This is a genomic window from Halosimplex amylolyticum (assembly GCF_051414035.1).
GTDB lineage: Archaea > Halobacteriota > Halobacteria > Halobacteriales > Haloarculaceae > Halosimplex > Halosimplex amylolyticum.
On the sequence record NZ_JBLKNW010000016.1, the window covers coordinates 13503 to 29378 of the forward strand.

The following is a 15876-nucleotide window of genomic DNA, read 5'->3' on the forward strand; positions in this document are numbered from 1 at the left end:
GTGATTTTCTCTGTTAACGCTAGTTTGACTGAATGCAAACTCCGGTGGCGCCCACTCCCGCGTTCGACTATCGAACGAATCGACCGTTCGGGCGTGACGCGGCCGAATTCGAGGGGCTCTACGAGCGCTCCTCGATCCTTGTCACGCGCATACCGCCACGCGAGTTCCGTATCTCCACGGAGACCGTTCACCCACGATAGCCGAGCAACCGAAGGCCGTTCAGCGAGACGAGGACCGTCGAGCCCTCGTGACCGACCACTGCGAGCGGTAGCGGGATACCTCGGAGGAGGATCGTGCCGACCATGAGCCCGATCGCGCCGAAGGCAATTGCGAGATTGACGGTGAGCGTCCGACGGGTCTTGCGTCCGAGGCCGAGCACGTACGGGATCTTGCTGAGGTCGTCGCCCATCAACACCACGTCGGCAGTGTCGAGTGCGACGTCGGTCCCTGCGCCGCCCATCGCCACGCCGAGGGTCGCTGTGGCGAGCGCCGGCGCGTCGTTGACACCGTCGCCGACCATCGCTACGTTCTCGTATCGATCGACGAGGCCTTCGATGGTCGCAACTTTCTCCTCCGGCAGCAGTTCCGCCTGGACTTCGTCGATACCGACCTCGTCGGCGATCCGCTGTGCGACGCGCTCGTTGTCACCCGTCAGCATGACGATGTGCTCAACGCCGAGCGAACGGAGGTCGTCGATCATCTCGGCAGCGTCAGAACGGACCGTGTCGGTGAAGGCGAGCCACCCTAACACGGTGACTTCGCCGCGGGTCTCTCGCGCAACGAGGACGCTCGTTTTCCCCTCCCCCTCTAACGTTTGAAGACGGTCGAGACCAGTTTCGAGGCCGTCTATTGCCACGTCTTCGAGCACGGTCTCGAAGTAGCTTCGATTCCCGATGTGGATGGTGCTATCTTCGACAGTGGCGCGGACTCCTTTCCCGGCGACTGACTGAAACCGCTGTGCGTCGGGGACGTCGAGTGGCCGTTCTTCCGCTGCTTCCACAGTCGCACGAGCGAGATGGTGTTCCGAGCGGGCCTGCACTGCGGCCGCGAGGGCAAGCAGCCCGTCTGGGGTCAGTGCCTCGTCTGCTGCACCGTCACGGACGAAACGGTCCGTCAACTGCGTGTCGCCCTGCGTGAGCGTTCCCGTCTTGTCGAATGCGACCGCGTCGATATTCGCTGCCGCCTCCACGTGCTCTCCGCCCTTGAAGAGGACGCCCTGTCTGCCGCCGGAGGCGATTGCCGAAAGGACCGCCGCGGGCGTCGAAATGATGACTGCACAGGGCGAAGCGGCAACCATGAGCGTCATGGCTCGGTAGAAGGTACTGGTGAACTCGCTCCCGAGCGCGAGCGGAACAGCGATAGCAGCGATCGTGAGTGCGAACACGCCGAGGACGTACGGCTGTTCGAGGCGGTTGATGAGCCGCTGTGTCGGGGCTTTCTCGCTTTGAGCGCGTTCGACCATGTGGATGAGGCGGCTGATCGCCGACTCGTGGGCCTGCCGGGTGACTTCAATTTCGATGCTCCCACTCTCGTTGATCGTTCCGCCGAACACCTCGTCGCCGGATTCCTTCGGAACGGGGACGGATTCGCCGGTGAGCGAAGCCTGATCGACAGTCCCCTCGCCAGACGTGACCACGCCGTCGAGCGGTATTTTGTCGCCAGGGCGGACGACGAATACGTCGCCGACGGCGACTTCGTCGATGGGGACGGTGACTTCCTCTCCATCCCGTAGAACTTGTGCTTCGTCCGGTCGCATCTCGACGAGGGATTTGATCGCCCGGCGCGAACGGCCGATGGCGTAGTGCTGGAGTGTATTCGACAGTGAGAACAGGAAGAGGAGCATCGCGCCCTCGAACGGTGCCCCGATGGAGAGGGCACCGAGCGCGGCGACGATCATCAGCAGATCGATGTCGACCGCACGGTGTCGGAGCGTCTCGATCGCTCCTTTCAGCCCGTACCAGCCACCGAACACGTACGCGACGCCGTATCCGGCCCACATGAGACGTTGTGGCCCGTCGAGCCACCCCGTCCCCAGGCCAGTCACCATGCCGAGCAGTGTCAGACCGACGAACGCCGCCTCTCGCCTGAGTTCCGAGCGAGAGGTCACATCGTCGGTTGCCGTGTCGGGTTCGCCCTGGATCGAGACGTCACGGTCGCGGACCGCTTCTCGAAGTCGTTTCTCGGAGGTGGCGCTCTCGTCGTAGGTGATCCGAACGCTCCCTGTTCGGAACGAGGCGTCAACGTCGTGGACGCCCGGTGTGTCCCGAAGGTGTCGTTCGAGCCCGCGCGCCCCCGCTTCGCCACGACCACCTCTTCGTTCGATCTCGAGTGTACACGTCGATAGCGGGGGTGATTCAGTAACGGTCACACGATCTCTCCAAACGGGGTGTGTTGATTTTGCATTGAAAGTATGTTACTGTGTCCTTGTCTGCCCACATACGAACGCGGGTCCTCGCCACCACGGCGCGCCGTACTGTCCTTCCTGTTCGAACAACTCAACTGATGATCGTCACCGGGATTCGTGCTCGACGGGTGACCGTCTCGGCGACGCTCCCCAGGAGCGTCCGGTCGATTCCTGATCGGCCGTGGCTGCCCATGACGATCTGATCGATGTCGTGGTCGTCAGCGTATTCGATGATCGCACGCGCTGGCTTACCGACTTCGGTAACAGTATCGAGTTCGGTATCGCGTTCCGCCGCGAGGTTCGTTGCCGTCGTGTGGATTCTGGTTGCTCGGTCTTTGGCATTGTCGTACCAGTCCGCAGCAACTGGTAAACCGCCACCCTCCACGTCGATAACCGAATCGATCGGATTGATGACGTAGATCGCGGTGATGGGTATGTCCGGGAAGTTCTCGATAGCATATGCGAGTGCACGCTCGGAAAGCGGGGATCCGTCGAAAGCGACGAGAACGTTGTCTGGCATGAGATGAAGGTTCGGGGCGAATTGAAATGAACGTACTCCCTCGGGTATCGCGTGACGATGATTCATCGGAGGTGACTCGTCAGAAGAGTCGGGTTGCGGGAAATCACTGTGAGAACGCTCCCTCTCTATTCCGCAGGCGATCTTTGCAGTGGTTCCTGAGTGGCTCTATTACTGTTGTGTGAGCGTGTCATACAATAGTCCTCAACCTGAGTAATTCGCGCCTCGTATTCTAAATAGAGGCATGAATCCCGAGTTTCCCGACTCGAACGTGAAATGAAGCAGTCGAAATCACTGCACAGAGGATGTGAGACATATACTATGACACGCTGACTACGAGTAGAACCTCAATGAGGTAACCGCACACCTGTCGAGAGACGCTGCCCGGAACGGCGTTCGACATTCGAGAACTACTAGTGGACTATATTGTATCGGAAATTGATAGAATGGACGGGGATACCCACTCGAAATCATAGATTCATCGTATGATAGGGTGTCATAGCAGAGTTCACGAGGTGGTCGTTTTCAGGAGTGTCGGTGATACTCGCCTGCTCGGTACGTCTGCGAATCCATCACTGGAGGGCAAGGCGAGTTGTCTCGATGGAGGTCTCGAACAGGTCGACCGGCGCAGCCCTCGTGGGTGTACGTGGGATGGCCGTCGGTTTTCCGATCTTCGACCCGATCGCGGGCGTCGTCGTCAGCCTGCTCGTCGTCCACCAGGGGGTAGACATTTCGCGGGAGAATAGGCAGTATCTCGCGGACAGCGCGCCGCCCGAGTCGGAACAGGCCGAAATCAAGCAACGAATCCGCGATCACTCCGCTGTCCACCGCATTCACGATTTCGCGGCGTACTATTCCGGGCACGTGATCGAAGTCGAGTCTCACGCCGAAGTCGAACAGGCCATGACGGTGGTCGAAGCACGCGATCTCGAATCGGAACTCCGTCAGCGCGTCCGTGAGATCGACCGGGCTTCGGACGTCCACGCCCATCTCGACCCCGCGGGACTCGGAGAATGGAAAGATACTGCTGAGTCGGCAAGCTCCTCCGCATGAACCACGACCGGGAGGACACACGACGGAACCTGCATTGAGCGAATTGAGGGAACGAAGAACGGGTATGCGAACCGTTCTATGACGCCCGCAGTATGATGGAGGAGGTTTGCTAAATACGGGTGCAAATGATACAGGAGGACCACTACGGAATTTGGAAATCACTCAGAGTACCAGTGGAACTCGGGAGCGTCGTCGGTCGAAACCAGCGGGAGGAACACGTTTCAGCCACCCCCCGCAAAACTTGATGCCATGCTATCGGTTACGTGATGATGCTTGTCCGTTGTGTCACGGGGTCAACGTAGATCAGGTACGAATCGCCGTCTTCCTCGGCGTCGACGACCCACACGCTCAGCTGCCGTTCAGCGGCCGAGACAGCTGCATCGACCCCCTCCTGCGCAAGCGCCTTGCGGGCGATGTCCATCGCCTCGTCCTCGTCTTCGACAGTGACGTCCGTCTCAGGAAGCCGAACAGTCATGACGGGACAGGGAGCCTTGCGGACGATGCGCTCGGCGACGCTGCCAATGAGACGGCGCTCAACGCCGGAACGGCCGTGGGTCCCCGAGACGATCAGGTCGGCGTCTATCTCCTCGGCGTAGTCGACGATCCGCTGTGCGGGGTCGCCATCCTCGATGGCCGTCACGACATCGACGCCGTGGTTGCGGGCCATCCCCGCGACGCGTTCGGCTGCCTCGCGGCCACGGGCTTCGAACTCCTCCTCATCGCCGAAGCCGGCGACGAGACCGCGTACCTTCTCGTCGATGACGTGGAGAACGTGAATCGTCGCGCCGTACGTCTCCGCGAGGTCGATCGCTTGCAGGGCGACATGAGCCGAGCCGACGCTGCCGTCCGTCGGGACGAGGATTCGTTCGTACATACCCGTGCCAACGGTTCCAGCCCACATGAAAGGCCCTGCCCTACACGGTGTGTCGAATCTACCGCAAGGAAATACAAACTATCATCCTCACGCGGGTCAGTACTGGCGAGTAATGCGTCACATTCCGGCTCGGGTCTTGAATTTCGGTATCCACGCAGTGGGGGGGAGGAAACTATGACGCTGTATGGCGTTGGTCTCGGCCCCGGTGCGGCTGACCTGATCACCCTCCGTGGCAAGCAAGTACTCGAAGCGGCAGACGTAGTGTACACGCCCGGGCGACTCTCCGAGTCGGTCGCAATGGAGTACGTTTCGGACGCGACACTGAGCGACCTGTCGTTCCCGATGACGCGTGACCCGGAAGAGTTACGCCGAGCGTGGCGTGACGCGGCTGAAACCGTCGCACCGCGAGCCCGCGACGGTACTGCGGCGTTCGTCACGCTCGGCGATCCGAATATTTACTCGACGTTCGGCCACCTCCGCCGGACGCTCGCTTCGTTCCACCCGGCTGTCGAGATCGAGACGGTGCCGGGCGTCTCGTCGGTGACCGCATTCACGTCGGCGCTCGGCGTCGAGATCGAAGCCGGGTCGGGGCTCGCGTTACGCGAGGCTGATGACGGCGCGGCCCCAACTGGCCCGGACCGGATGATCCTGTTCAAAGTGACGGACGCGCCGACGACCCACGAAGGACTCGTCGCGGCTGGCTACGAGGTGACGTACGGTCGGCGGCTCTTCATGGAGGGCGGCGAGGCGGGCGTGACAACTGACCCTACCGAGGTCGCAGACCGGGATTACTACACGCTCGCGTACGCGGAACGTGGAGATCGTGGTGACGACCCGACGACTGCGGCTTTCACAACCCAACAGGGCGACGACGATAGCGAATAGGTCTGCCGGTTTCGCGCGGTGTTCTACCGTCTCGATGCTGTCCTCCTTCCGAGTAGAGAGACCAGGCAGTCAGAGAGACCAGTACGCTTGAACTCGGTGGGACACCGAGCCTCGGAGACTGCAATTGGTCTAGAATACTCCGACGACGAACCCAGCCCCCATCACAATGAGGACAGCAGCCGAAAACGCCGGGAGGTATGGAGTATACTGTTCCACTTTCTCTTCGTGGCGATGATAGCCCGCTATCAGCAGCATCGTCAACCCGACGATGCCGAAGATGACGGTGAGCGCATACGCACTCATCAGTTCGAGGCAGTGGTTTGACCCGGCACAGAGTGCGATTATCTCGAACTCTTCTTCGTGTGCGAACCCGAGCAAGAATGCGAACCACGCGATGCCGAGCAGGCCGCGGTCGGCCGACTCATCGAGGTCGTCGTGCGAGTGAGAGTGGCCCCCGACGAACGGTAGATACCCTTTCAGCCGGTCAAGCAGTCCCTCACCGTCTTCGCTGTCTGAATGACCGTCGTCGTGGTCGTCTGAACGATGGGGATGATCGTGTCTATGCCCGGACTGATCGTCGTGGTCATGCTGGTGCTCGTTCTCGTGGCTGTGGGAATGCCCATGCTCGTGGTCGTGTGAATGGTCGTGTCCATGGTCACCGTGCGAGTGGTCGTGTTCCTCGTGGGTGCCGTGCGAGTGGTCGTGTTCCTCGTGGGTGCCGTGTGAGTGGCCGTGGCGATACTCACGGATTCCGAGCGCGATGAGCAAGACACCAGCGACCACGCTGACTGGCCCGCCGAGGAATATGTTCCAGATGAGGTGAATCGGCTCGTTGACCTGTGTGAGGTCGAAATAATTCTTCGCGTAGAAGAATGCCGCTACCATTGCGATACTACTGATGAGGTGGCCGAGACCGAGGATGAAACTCGCCGCGAAGCCGTAGACCCACTTGTTCGTCTGGTCGAGCGCGTACGAGGCGGCGACGGGCCAACCGTGCCCCGGTTCGATGCCGTGGACGGCACCGAGTGCGACAGCCCCGACGAGGAGACCGAGTGCCTCACCGTGTAACATCTGTGTGAGTGTCTGCCGAGAGTGAGGATAACGGTTGTTAATACCGAATCGGGGGTTCCGTCATACGAGACATCTTGTGACTGCACTGCGAGAATGGGCGTATGCGAACGAGTTTCAACATCCCTGACGAAGTCGTCGAAGCGTTCGACCGAGTGTGGCAGGAGCAAGAACTCGACAACCGGTCGCGGGCAGTCAGAGAAGCGATGCTAGAATACGTCGAGGCACACTCACGCCTCGAATCGACGGCGGGTGAAATCGTTGCGCTTGTCGCCTTCGACTACCGCCATCACGACGTTATCGGCGAACTCCACGGAGTTCAACTGGAGCGGTAGCGCGGAGTCCCCTTCCTCAAGGAGCGACTGAAGCAAAGCAAAGCAAAGGGAGCGAGTAGGGAGGGGAGGAGTGTGTTCGTATACGTTACAAACATCACTCTTTACGTAGCTTCCACGTTACATTGAATCTGTGGCAGACGACTACGTGCGTCGGACAGCAATCACTCGTCTCGAAGTCTCAGACGAGCAACGCGACCTCCTTGAAGAGACCATCTCCGAGTGGAAGCGTGGGTGCCAACTCGCCACCGACCTAGCGTGGGGTAAGTGCAACACGAAAAGCGACGTACAGCCCCTCGCCTACGACGACGTGCGGGAACAGACCGACCTCGGGAGTCAACACGCGATTCTCGCTACCCACCAGGCCGCCCAAGCCATCACCAGCTGTCTCGAACGCCGGTCCAACGGCAAGAAGGTTAGTAAGCCCACCTTCACCGCACCGACGGTGACCTACGACACTCGGACCATGACGCTATTTGACGATGATACGGTGTCGCTCTCAACAACAGAGAGTCGCGTCCGGTGTCCGCTTGCGCTGCCCGACGCCGATGATGGGTACCAGCGGCAGTATCTCGACTCCGAGGAGTGGGGCGTCACGGAAAGTACGCTCACCGCCCGTGACGGCGACTACCTCTTGCATATCGGCTTCCGCCGGCCCAAGAACGATACTGAACGAGAAACCGCCGAGGACGGAACGGTCCTCGGGGTGGACCTCGGTATCGAAAACCTCGCCGTCACAAGCACCGCCTATTTCTTCAGTGGGCGGGAGTTGACCCACGACCTCCGCGAGTTCGAAAAGGTACGCGCTGGGCTCCAGCAGACCGGGACGCGAAGCGCCCACCGGACGCTCGAACAGGCGAGTGGCCGGGAACTTCGATACGCCAGAGACGTACTCCACCGAGCGTCGAACGCCATCGTAGACGAAGCACTCCGATACGAGTGCGACGTAATTGCGTTCGAGGACTTGACCCACATTCGCGACCGAACGAGTGCGTCGTGGGGTCACAAGTGGGCGTTCCGAACGTTGTATGAGCAGGTGGAATACAAAGCCGAATCCGAAGGTATCTCAGTGAAGCAAGTCGGGTCGGCGTACACATCCAAGCGGTGCGCTGAGTGTGGGTTCACGGCGGACGAGAACCGTCCGACTCGCACCGACTTTCGGTGTCAGAAGTGCGACTCAGAAGCGAACGCGGATTATAACGCGGCGAAGAACATCGGGATGCGGTACATCCGTCGAGGCCAACAGTCGTCTCGGCGGACGGGCGACAGTCAGCTTGCCCTGAAGTCTGGAACGGTGACGCCGAGCGGCGGATTTACCGCCCACCCGAAAGGGTTTGACGCCGAGTTCATGGACAAGCCCTACCCTCAACGAGCGAACCCGTCAGGGTGAGCGAAGTAGGGTGGGGTAGTTGACTCTATGCTAGTGACGGGCCCATGCGGACTTATCAGTCTCCCTATCCAATAATACGGTATGGACAGCAGTCAAATCGACGATGTGGACCGGAGCATCCTACACCAACTCCAACTCAACGCCCGCCAGACTGATACGGAGATCGCCGAGAAGGTGGATGTGACCTCCACGACGGTCCGGAATCGGCTCGACAAACTCGAAGACGGGGGCGTGATCCGGGGCTATCGCCCCGAGATCAACTACGAGCAAGCGGGCTACCCCCTTCACGTCATGTTCGTCTGCACGATCAATCCGAATGAGCTGGACTCGCTGGCCGGACAGATACTCGACGTTCGCGGTGTGGTGACAACCCGCGATTTGCTTGGAGGCGAACGGAATGTCCACGTCGAGGTCGTGGCCGACACGGTCGGGGAGATCGAAGAGATCCGGAACGAACTAGCGGAGTTGGGCCTGACGATCAACAGTTCTGAGATCATCTCCGAGACGCAGGTCCAGTCGTGGGACCACTTCTATCCGCGGCCGGACCCCGACGCGCGCCAGGAGGACGACACCGACGACGGGTCGGTCGCCGATCAAGGATAGTCGGGGAATCGCTTGAAATTTTCAAATCTATCCGCAGCGGTAGGCGCCCGGACCACATTTGGATTTCAATATATCCACCAGTAGCCGATTTCTGCTTGAATTTTCAAATGTTATGATTTTCTGAGAAACAAGAGTTATTCGTGAGCACGTCCGTGCAACCGTATGACCGAGTCTACCGAGAGGGTTACCAACACCTTCCGCACATTGGCAGATCCCATTCGTCGGTACGTGCTGGGCTATCTTGCTGAGCAGGAGACTCAAGTCCGCTTCGACCCCCTCACCGCTCGGGTTGCCGCCTGGCACACCGACAGCGACCCGAACGCCGTCGACGACGCCACTTTCACCGAGATGCGCACGACCCTGTATCACGTGCATCTACCCAAACTCGCCGAGGCAGGCTATATCGCGTGGGATAGGGATACCAATACGATTCGGCGGGGGCCGAACTTCGACGAGATCGGGTCGTTACTCCGGTTGATGGCCGACCACGAAGACAAACTGCCCGCAGGGTGGCCATAACCCAATGAGCCAACGTCTCCACACGTGGCTCTCCCGGTTCAGTGGGCGCACACAGGCCGAGCCATCGGTCTCTCATCACGACTCCGAGAATGAAGCCACCACGGCCCTGTATTGGTGCGCTGCCTGTGAAATAACGGATACCAGCGAGGAGATGGACGCTTGCTCGAAGTGTGGAGAGTCTGTCACCCAAATCCCGACCGAGCGTGAATTAGCCCTCTCAACCAGTCGGACATGACAGGACCATCCAATGGCAGCTGAGCAACGTAAAGCCGAGACGGTGAGTCTGTTGCAGGACCTCGGGCTGAAGGAGTACGAGTCGCGGAGTTTCCTGGCATTGACCCAACTCTCGACGGGGACCGCCAAGGAAATCAGCGAGATCTCGGAAGTTCCGCGGACCCGGGTGTACGACGCCGTCCGAGTGCTGGAGTCGATGGGGCTGGTCGAAGTGCAACACGGGACCCCTCAGCAGTTTCGCGCGGTCAGCATTGAGGAGGCAACCACGACCTTGCGGCAGCAGTACGACTCGCGGATCGACACCCTCCAGTCACACCTCGAAGCGCTCGATCTCCAGCCGGAGGTCGACGACAGCGACCGAATGCAGGAGGTGTGGGCGCTGTCCGGCCACGACGGTATCGAGGCCCGGACACACACGCTGCTGGAGGACGCCAACTCGGAGATCGTCTTGCTGGTCGTCGAGGAAGAACTCCTGACGGAGGCGTTGTACGACCGGCTCCACGACGCAGTTGACCGTGGCGTCGACGTGATCATCGGTGGCGAGACGGACGCGATCATCGCCAAGCTCGGTACCGAGCTGCCATCTGTGAAGGTGTTCGAAACCGAACTGGACTGGCTCCTGGGGCCCGCGACCGACGACGAGGTTGCCATCAGCCGCCTGCTATTGGTCGACCGCACGACGTTGCTGGTCAGTTCCTTCTACCAGGACGCCGACCACGATGACTCACACGAGCAGGCGATCTTCGCCAACGGCCTGGACAACGGTATCGTCGTCCTCCTTCGCCGGATAATCTCCTCGGGGCTGCTCCCCCTGGCGGACCCGGCGACGTAGCCAGGCAGCGGGTCCCGTGCCAGACTGCACGAACAAAGTGATGACTACAGGAAATAGACCGGCTAACTGTTGGGAGTCTCCTCAAGGGCGCAATAGCGACGAACCCAAGTACGTAATGCGTCCACGCACGCTATTCGAAGACGAACCCCCATCGTGCTCGTCGGTTTGGCATTTCTCTCGTTTCCGACGCTCGTCTACGACCGATTCATCTGGCAGTATCTGTGGGGCCCAGTCGTTGCAGACGCCGCCGGGCAACCAGTCGCACACGAAGGAATTCGAGCCGTCCGCGGCTACACCGCGGTGAACACGGTAACGTACCTCGCCGCGGTCGTGTACAGTCTCCCGGGCCTCCGAGCGTATCTCGACCACCTCGACGTGACGTTCGACGCGGGATTGGCCTATGGGTTCGCGCCAATCATCGTCGCCGGCGGTGCGATGCGTGCACTCGAAGATATCGGCTTGCTCGGTGACTACGCCGTGCTGTTCATCACGCCCTCAATCTACTTCGTCGTCACTGCTGTTACTGTCCTCGCGCTCGGAATCGGTGCACTCGCTCGCGACCGAGGATTCATCTCAATCCCGCAGTCGGTCGGTGTGGTCGGGGTAGTGTGGGCCGTCGGTGCGGTTGGCTGGGCATTCTGGTACGGCGCGACGAGCCCCGCGCCACTTCGGCTGTGGGTGCCAGTCGCGACAACCGGAATTACCCTCGGTGTAACCGGCCTCTACTACTGGGGCGCGGATGTTGTCGAGGGTGTTCCGTTACGGCATCCACTGTTCCTGCTCGCCGTCTTCGGTCAGACGTGGGATGGCTCGCAGAACCTCATCGGCGTCACGTTCCTCAACTACTCGCCCAAGCTGGTCGTGACGAACCTTGTTTATCAGGTGACCGGGTTCTCCGGGTCGACGTTCGTCCTCAAACTTCTCGTGACCGGGGGAATTGTGTGGTACCTCGCGGATGCGAAAGCAAAAATGAACCACACCTGGTGGTGGCTCATGACGTTCTTCATCGGGGCTATCGGGCTACCGATGGGCGTCAGAGGGTCGCTTCGGATGATGCTCGGGGTCTAACAATGGATTCGATGAATACAACCGCTACGACACGGCAGTACGGCGCGGCAATCGCACTGGTCTCGGGCCTTTACTCGCTGGTCTCAGCGACTGGTGGCACCGGGATGATGGGCGAGCCCGAACAGTGGCCTGTTCATGGCGCTCTTGGGCGTGATAGTCGTGGTTCACGGGGTCATCTTGCTGACGCCCTATGCGAGCCGGCTGGGGAAGGCAAGCGGCCCCCTGATGATCGGGTACTCGCTCGTGATGTTGATCAACCAGGCGCTGGTCGGTGTTACCGGCAGCACGAACTGGGGGATGGGTATGGGATCCGGAATGGATGGTGGAATGACCGGTAGTATGGGATCGACGATAACCGCCGGTATGGGGTGGGACCTCGGTATGGCCGCACTCGCGGTACTGATGCTGATTAGTGGTGTCATCATGACAAACCGATCTGCTTCGGAGGCGGAAATGTAACTCATCCATCGTGCGTATAACACGTTGGATCTCCCCGGAGAGACTCGAAATACAGGAAATTAACCGAGAAGATATCGAGTCCAGGGATACCGTTCGACGAGCGGCACTCCGCCGACCTCGTACTGTTCGATATACGCATCGAGGCCGAGTATCCGTCCAGCGCCAAACGCGGCGACAGAGAGGAACACGAGCATGTACGCAAAATCCCCGTTGATGTAGCCGTGTGTGACGTCCCAGTTGCCGAAATAGAACATGAGCATCATAAACGCCCCCCAGAACGCAGCGAGCCGAGTGAGCACGCCGAATAACAACCCGAGGCCGATCAGCACCTCACCCCACGGCACTGCGACGTTCACGAAGTCGACGAACCACGGCGTGTTCCCCATCGAGACGAACAAATCTGCAAGCGGACTCCCGCTGTTCGGCACGGCCCCGGTGAGATATCCACCGGCACTAAAACTCCCCGAGAGGACCTTATCAAGTCCACTCTGGAAAAACGCAATCCCCATCATCAGCCTGAGCGCAAAAATAAACCAGACGCTTAAGGTATGGAGCTTCCCGCTCGCCGTGAAGCCGCCAATTGTGCTTTCTAGCGTGACTTCCTGTGGTGACATACTACAGAGTGATTCGTCAACATCGTATAAAGCTACGCACCTCTCGCCGAGTATAGTAGGCCGTCCAAGCTCTGCGGGAACCAGTAGTTAGCTGCGAACCACACTCTCCCAGAAGCGACGAACCCGTCGCACGTTGAAGTGAGAGAAATAGAACGTCGCACCTACTCTTGGGTGAGTAGGCGACGAAGAACGAGATGGAGAATACCGCCGTTTTCGACGTATCGAACAGCAGCCGGTGTACTAATCTGGGCAGTGACTGGGAATTCAACAGTCGATCCGTCAGATCGTTCAGCGACGACAGTAAGTTCGTCGTTCACGCTCAGGCCGTCGTCGAGGCCGTGGATCGCGATATTCTCTGATCCATCGAGATCGAGTGACTCCCAGGAGTCGCCGTCGGCAAACTGGAGCGGGAGGACGCCCATCCCGACGAGGTTGTCGCGGAAGATGCGCTCGTAGCTCTCAGCGATGGTTGCACGAACGCCCAAGAGGTCGGTCCCCTTCGCGGCCCAGTCGCGGCTCGACCCCGTTCCGAGTTCTTCACCCGCAAACACGACCAGCGGCGTATCGTCCTCTCGATAGCGCTGACTCGCTTCGAAGACGGTCGTCTGGTCGTCGGTCGGCTGATGAACCGTGTAGCCCCCCTCGACATCGTCGAGCATCTCGTTCTCGATGCGGACGTTGGCGAAGGTGCCGCGCATCATCACCTCGTGGTTGCCCCGGCGAGCGCCGTACGTGTTGAAATCGTGAGGTTCGACGCCCTGTTCGACGAGCCACTCACCAGCAGGTTGCTCACGAGAGAACGGGCCCGCTGGGCTGATGTGGTCAGTCGTGACCGTATCACCGAGCAGCATCAACGTGCGAGCGTCCTGGATGTCTGCGACGCCGGGCTCGTCCAGCGGGAAGTCCTCGAAGAACGGCGGTTCGCGGATGTACGTCGAAGAGTCATCCCACTCGTAGACGTCGCCGGTTGGCGCGTCGAGCGTGTCCCAGCGCTCGTCACCTTCGAACACTTCGGCGTACTTCTCCTCGAACATCGAGGAATCGACACTGTCGTGGACTGCCGTGTGGATCTCGTCGGCGTCGGGCCAGATGTCCGAGAGATAGACCGGATCGCCGTCGTCGTCAGTGCCGAGTGGATCGTGTTCGAGATCGATATCTATGCGCCCGGCGAGACCGTAGGCGACCACCAGCGGCGGACTGGCGAGGTAGTTCGCCCGGATCTTCGGGTGGATGCGTGCCTCGAAGTTCCGGTTGCCGGAGAGGACACTTGTCGTCCAGAGATCCTCGGCGTCGATCGCGCGTTCAATGGGTTCGGGAAGCGGCCCAGCGTTTCCGATACAAGTCGTACAGCCGTAGCCGACGACGTTGTAGCCGAGATCTTCGAGATAGGGAAGCAGTCCCGATTCTTCGAGATACTCAGTGACGACACGACTGCCCGGTGCAAGGCTCGTTTTGACGTGGTCCGGGACATCGAGACCGCGCTCGACGGCGTTACGGGCGAGCAGTCCCGCCGCGAGCATCACCGACGGGTTCGACGTGTTCGTACAACTGGTGATGGCGCTGACGACGACACTTCCGTGCCCGATTTCGGCCGTCTCACCGTTCACGTCGACTTCAACTCTGTCGTTAAGTTCGCCGACGTCCGGTTCCTGAAGACCGGGGTCGGGTTGATCGTCGCCGGAAGCGCTGCTCTCGCTGATCCATCGCGTGATCGCGTCTTCGTCGACGTCGTCGAGTTCGTCCGCGAATTCGCCGTGAACCAGTCCCCGGAAGTGTGACTTCATGTCGCCCATTGCGACCCGGTCCTGGGGCTTCTTCGGTCCGGCGAGGCTGGGCGTGATCGTCGAAAGATCGAACTCGACCGTTTCGGTGTACTCGGGGTTCTGTTCACCGAATAGCCCCTGTGCGTCGAGATATTCCCGAACGAGTTCGATGTGCTGCTCGTCGCGGCCCGTGAGTTCGAGATAGTCGAGGGTCGCCTCGTCGACGGGGAACATACTGATGGTCGAGCCCTGTTCGGGCGCCATATTCGCGATGGTCGCCCTGTCTGGAACAGTGAGATTCGATACACCGGGGCCGAAGAATTCGACGAACCGATCGACGACGCCGACCTCCCGAAGCTGTTCAGTGACGTGAAGAACGAGATCGGTCGCGGTCGCTCCCTCGGGAAGTTCGCCGGTGAGCCGAACGCCGACCACCTCGGGGAGTTTCATCGTGATCGGCTGGCCGAGCATCGCGGCTTCAGCTTCGATGCCGCCGACGCCCCAGCCGACGACGCCGATGCCGCCGATCATCGGCGTGTGGCTGTCCGTCCCCACGAGCGTGTCCGGCAGGAGCCACTCTTCCCCATTCTGCTCGCGGGCGTGGACAACCCGCCCGAGGTACTCGAGGTTCACCTGGTGGACGATACCAGTCCCCGGCGGGACGACGCGGAAGTCGTCGAACGCCTGTTGGGCCCACTTGAGGGACCGGTACCGCTCGCCGTTGCGCTCGTACTCCAGTTCGACGTTCTTCTCGTAGGCATCCTCGGAGCCGAAGTAGTCGACCTGCACGCTGTGGTCGATCACGAGGTCGCACGGGACGTCCGGCTCGACGATGGTTGGATCCTTGCCCTTGCGATCGACCGCTGATCGGAGTGCTGCGAGGTCGACCACGGCAGGGACGCCGGTGAGGTCCTGCAGGACGACTCGGGAGGGCGTGAACGGGAGTTCGACGTTTGGGACGTCGGGTTCCCACGAGGCGGCATTGCGAACGTCCTCGGCGGTTATCGTCTCCCCGTCGACGTTGCGGAGAACGGACTCGAGGAGAACGCGGATACTGACGGGGAGCTGATCGAGTTCGCAGAGCCCCTCGTCTTCGAGGACTGTGAGGTCGGCCATCTTGTAGGAGGTGCCGTCGAACTCGAATTCGCGAATTGCGTCGAATGGAGACGGTTCGTTCATACCTTGTCCTACGGTGACGTGGCCCTTGAATCGTCTCCCCCATGGACGGGGTGACGATGTGGACGGTCACTTCTATCGGTTG

13 protein-coding genes and 2 pseudogenes are annotated in these 15876 nt (G+C 60.4%); 9 read left to right on the plus strand and 6 right to left on the minus strand.

What is annotated here, in order from left to right:
* Window positions 1-187: 187 nt before the first annotated feature.
* A complete protein-coding gene (locus ACMGFE_RS25695; RefSeq protein WP_436928123.1) occupies window positions 188-2368 on the minus strand; it encodes a heavy metal translocating P-type ATPase in 2181 nt (726 codons plus the stop codon).
* A 127-nt stretch (window positions 2369-2495) separates the two neighbouring features.
* A complete protein-coding gene (locus ACMGFE_RS25700) occupies window positions 2496-2924 on the minus strand; it encodes a universal stress protein (protein ID WP_436928124.1) in 429 nt (142 codons plus the stop codon).
* A 597-nt stretch (window positions 2925-3521) separates the two neighbouring features.
* Between ACMGFE_RS25700 and ACMGFE_RS25705 the strand changes: the two genes are divergently transcribed.
* The gene (locus ACMGFE_RS25705) at window positions 3522-3974 is read left to right on the plus strand and encodes a cation diffusion facilitator family transporter (RefSeq protein ID WP_436928125.1); all 453 of its coding nucleotides are present in this window, start codon (window positions 3522-3524) and stop codon (window positions 3972-3974) included.
* A gap of 259 nt (window positions 3975-4233) precedes the next feature.
* Here ACMGFE_RS25705 and ACMGFE_RS25710 read toward each other — a convergent pair whose 3' ends face one another.
* Entirely contained in the window at window positions 4234-4848 is a 615-nt protein-coding gene (locus ACMGFE_RS25710) for a universal stress protein (protein ID WP_436928126.1), read from the minus strand.
* A 174-nt stretch (window positions 4849-5022) separates the two neighbouring features.
* Here ACMGFE_RS25710 and ACMGFE_RS25715 point away from each other — a divergent pair.
* Window positions 5023-5724, plus strand: a pseudogene (locus tag ACMGFE_RS25715) (cobalt-factor II C(20)-methyltransferase); the annotation flags it as partial.
* Between the two features lie 138 nt (window positions 5725-5862).
* Here ACMGFE_RS25715 and ACMGFE_RS25720 read toward each other — a convergent pair.
* Window positions 5863-6804 carry a hypothetical protein gene (locus ACMGFE_RS25720; RefSeq protein WP_436928127.1) on the minus strand — a complete coding sequence of 314 codons (942 nt, stop codon included), beginning with the start codon at window positions 6802-6804 and terminating at the stop codon, window positions 5863-5865.
* A gap of 101 nt (window positions 6805-6905) precedes the next feature.
* On the opposite strand from ACMGFE_RS25720, the pseudogene ACMGFE_RS25725 reads away from it, so the two are divergent.
* From ACMGFE_RS25725 to ACMGFE_RS25755, 7 genes and pseudogenes are all read left to right on the plus strand, one after another.
* Window positions 6906-7130, plus strand: a pseudogene (locus ACMGFE_RS25725) (CopG family ribbon-helix-helix protein); the annotation flags it as partial.
* Window positions 7131-7266: 136 nt separating this feature from the next.
* Complete coding sequence (locus ACMGFE_RS25730) at window positions 7267-8523, plus strand: RNA-guided endonuclease InsQ/TnpB family protein (protein ID WP_436928128.1); 1257 nt, start codon at window positions 7267-7269, stop codon at window positions 8521-8523.
* Window positions 8524-8604: 81 nt separating this feature from the next.
* Window positions 8605-9126, plus strand: a complete 522-nt coding sequence (locus tag ACMGFE_RS25735) for an Lrp/AsnC family transcriptional regulator (protein WP_436928129.1) — start codon at window positions 8605-8607, stop codon at window positions 9124-9126.
* Window positions 9127-9288: 162 nt separating this feature from the next.
* On the plus strand, window positions 9289-9645 hold the full coding sequence (locus ACMGFE_RS25740) for a DUF7344 domain-containing protein (protein ID WP_436928130.1): 357 nt from the start codon (window positions 9289-9291) through the stop codon (window positions 9643-9645).
* 247 nt (window positions 9646-9892) lie between these two features.
* Window positions 9893-10711 carry a TrmB family transcriptional regulator gene (locus ACMGFE_RS25745; RefSeq protein ID WP_436928131.1) on the plus strand — a complete coding sequence of 273 codons (819 nt, stop codon included), beginning with the start codon at window positions 9893-9895 and terminating at the stop codon, window positions 10709-10711.
* A gap of 165 nt (window positions 10712-10876) precedes the next feature.
* Complete coding sequence (locus ACMGFE_RS25750) at window positions 10877-11779, plus strand: DUF63 family protein (RefSeq protein WP_436928132.1); 903 nt, start codon at window positions 10877-10879, stop codon at window positions 11777-11779.
* Between the two features lie 135 nt (window positions 11780-11914).
* Window positions 11915-12238 (plus strand): hypothetical protein, encoded by a 324-nt coding sequence (locus ACMGFE_RS25755; RefSeq protein ID WP_436928133.1) that lies wholly within the window; start codon window positions 11915-11917, stop codon window positions 12236-12238.
* Window positions 12239-12297: 59 nt separating this feature from the next.
* Here ACMGFE_RS25755 and ACMGFE_RS25760 read toward each other — a convergent pair whose 3' ends face one another.
* Complete coding sequence (locus ACMGFE_RS25760) at window positions 12298-12852, minus strand: DoxX family protein (RefSeq protein WP_166974382.1); 555 nt, start codon at window positions 12850-12852, stop codon at window positions 12298-12300.
* Between the two features lie 161 nt (window positions 12853-13013).
* On the minus strand, window positions 13014-15794 hold the full coding sequence (gene acnA, locus ACMGFE_RS25765) for an aconitate hydratase AcnA (protein ID WP_436928134.1): 2781 nt from the start codon (window positions 15792-15794) through the stop codon (window positions 13014-13016).
* Window positions 15795-15876: the final 82 nt, after the last annotated feature.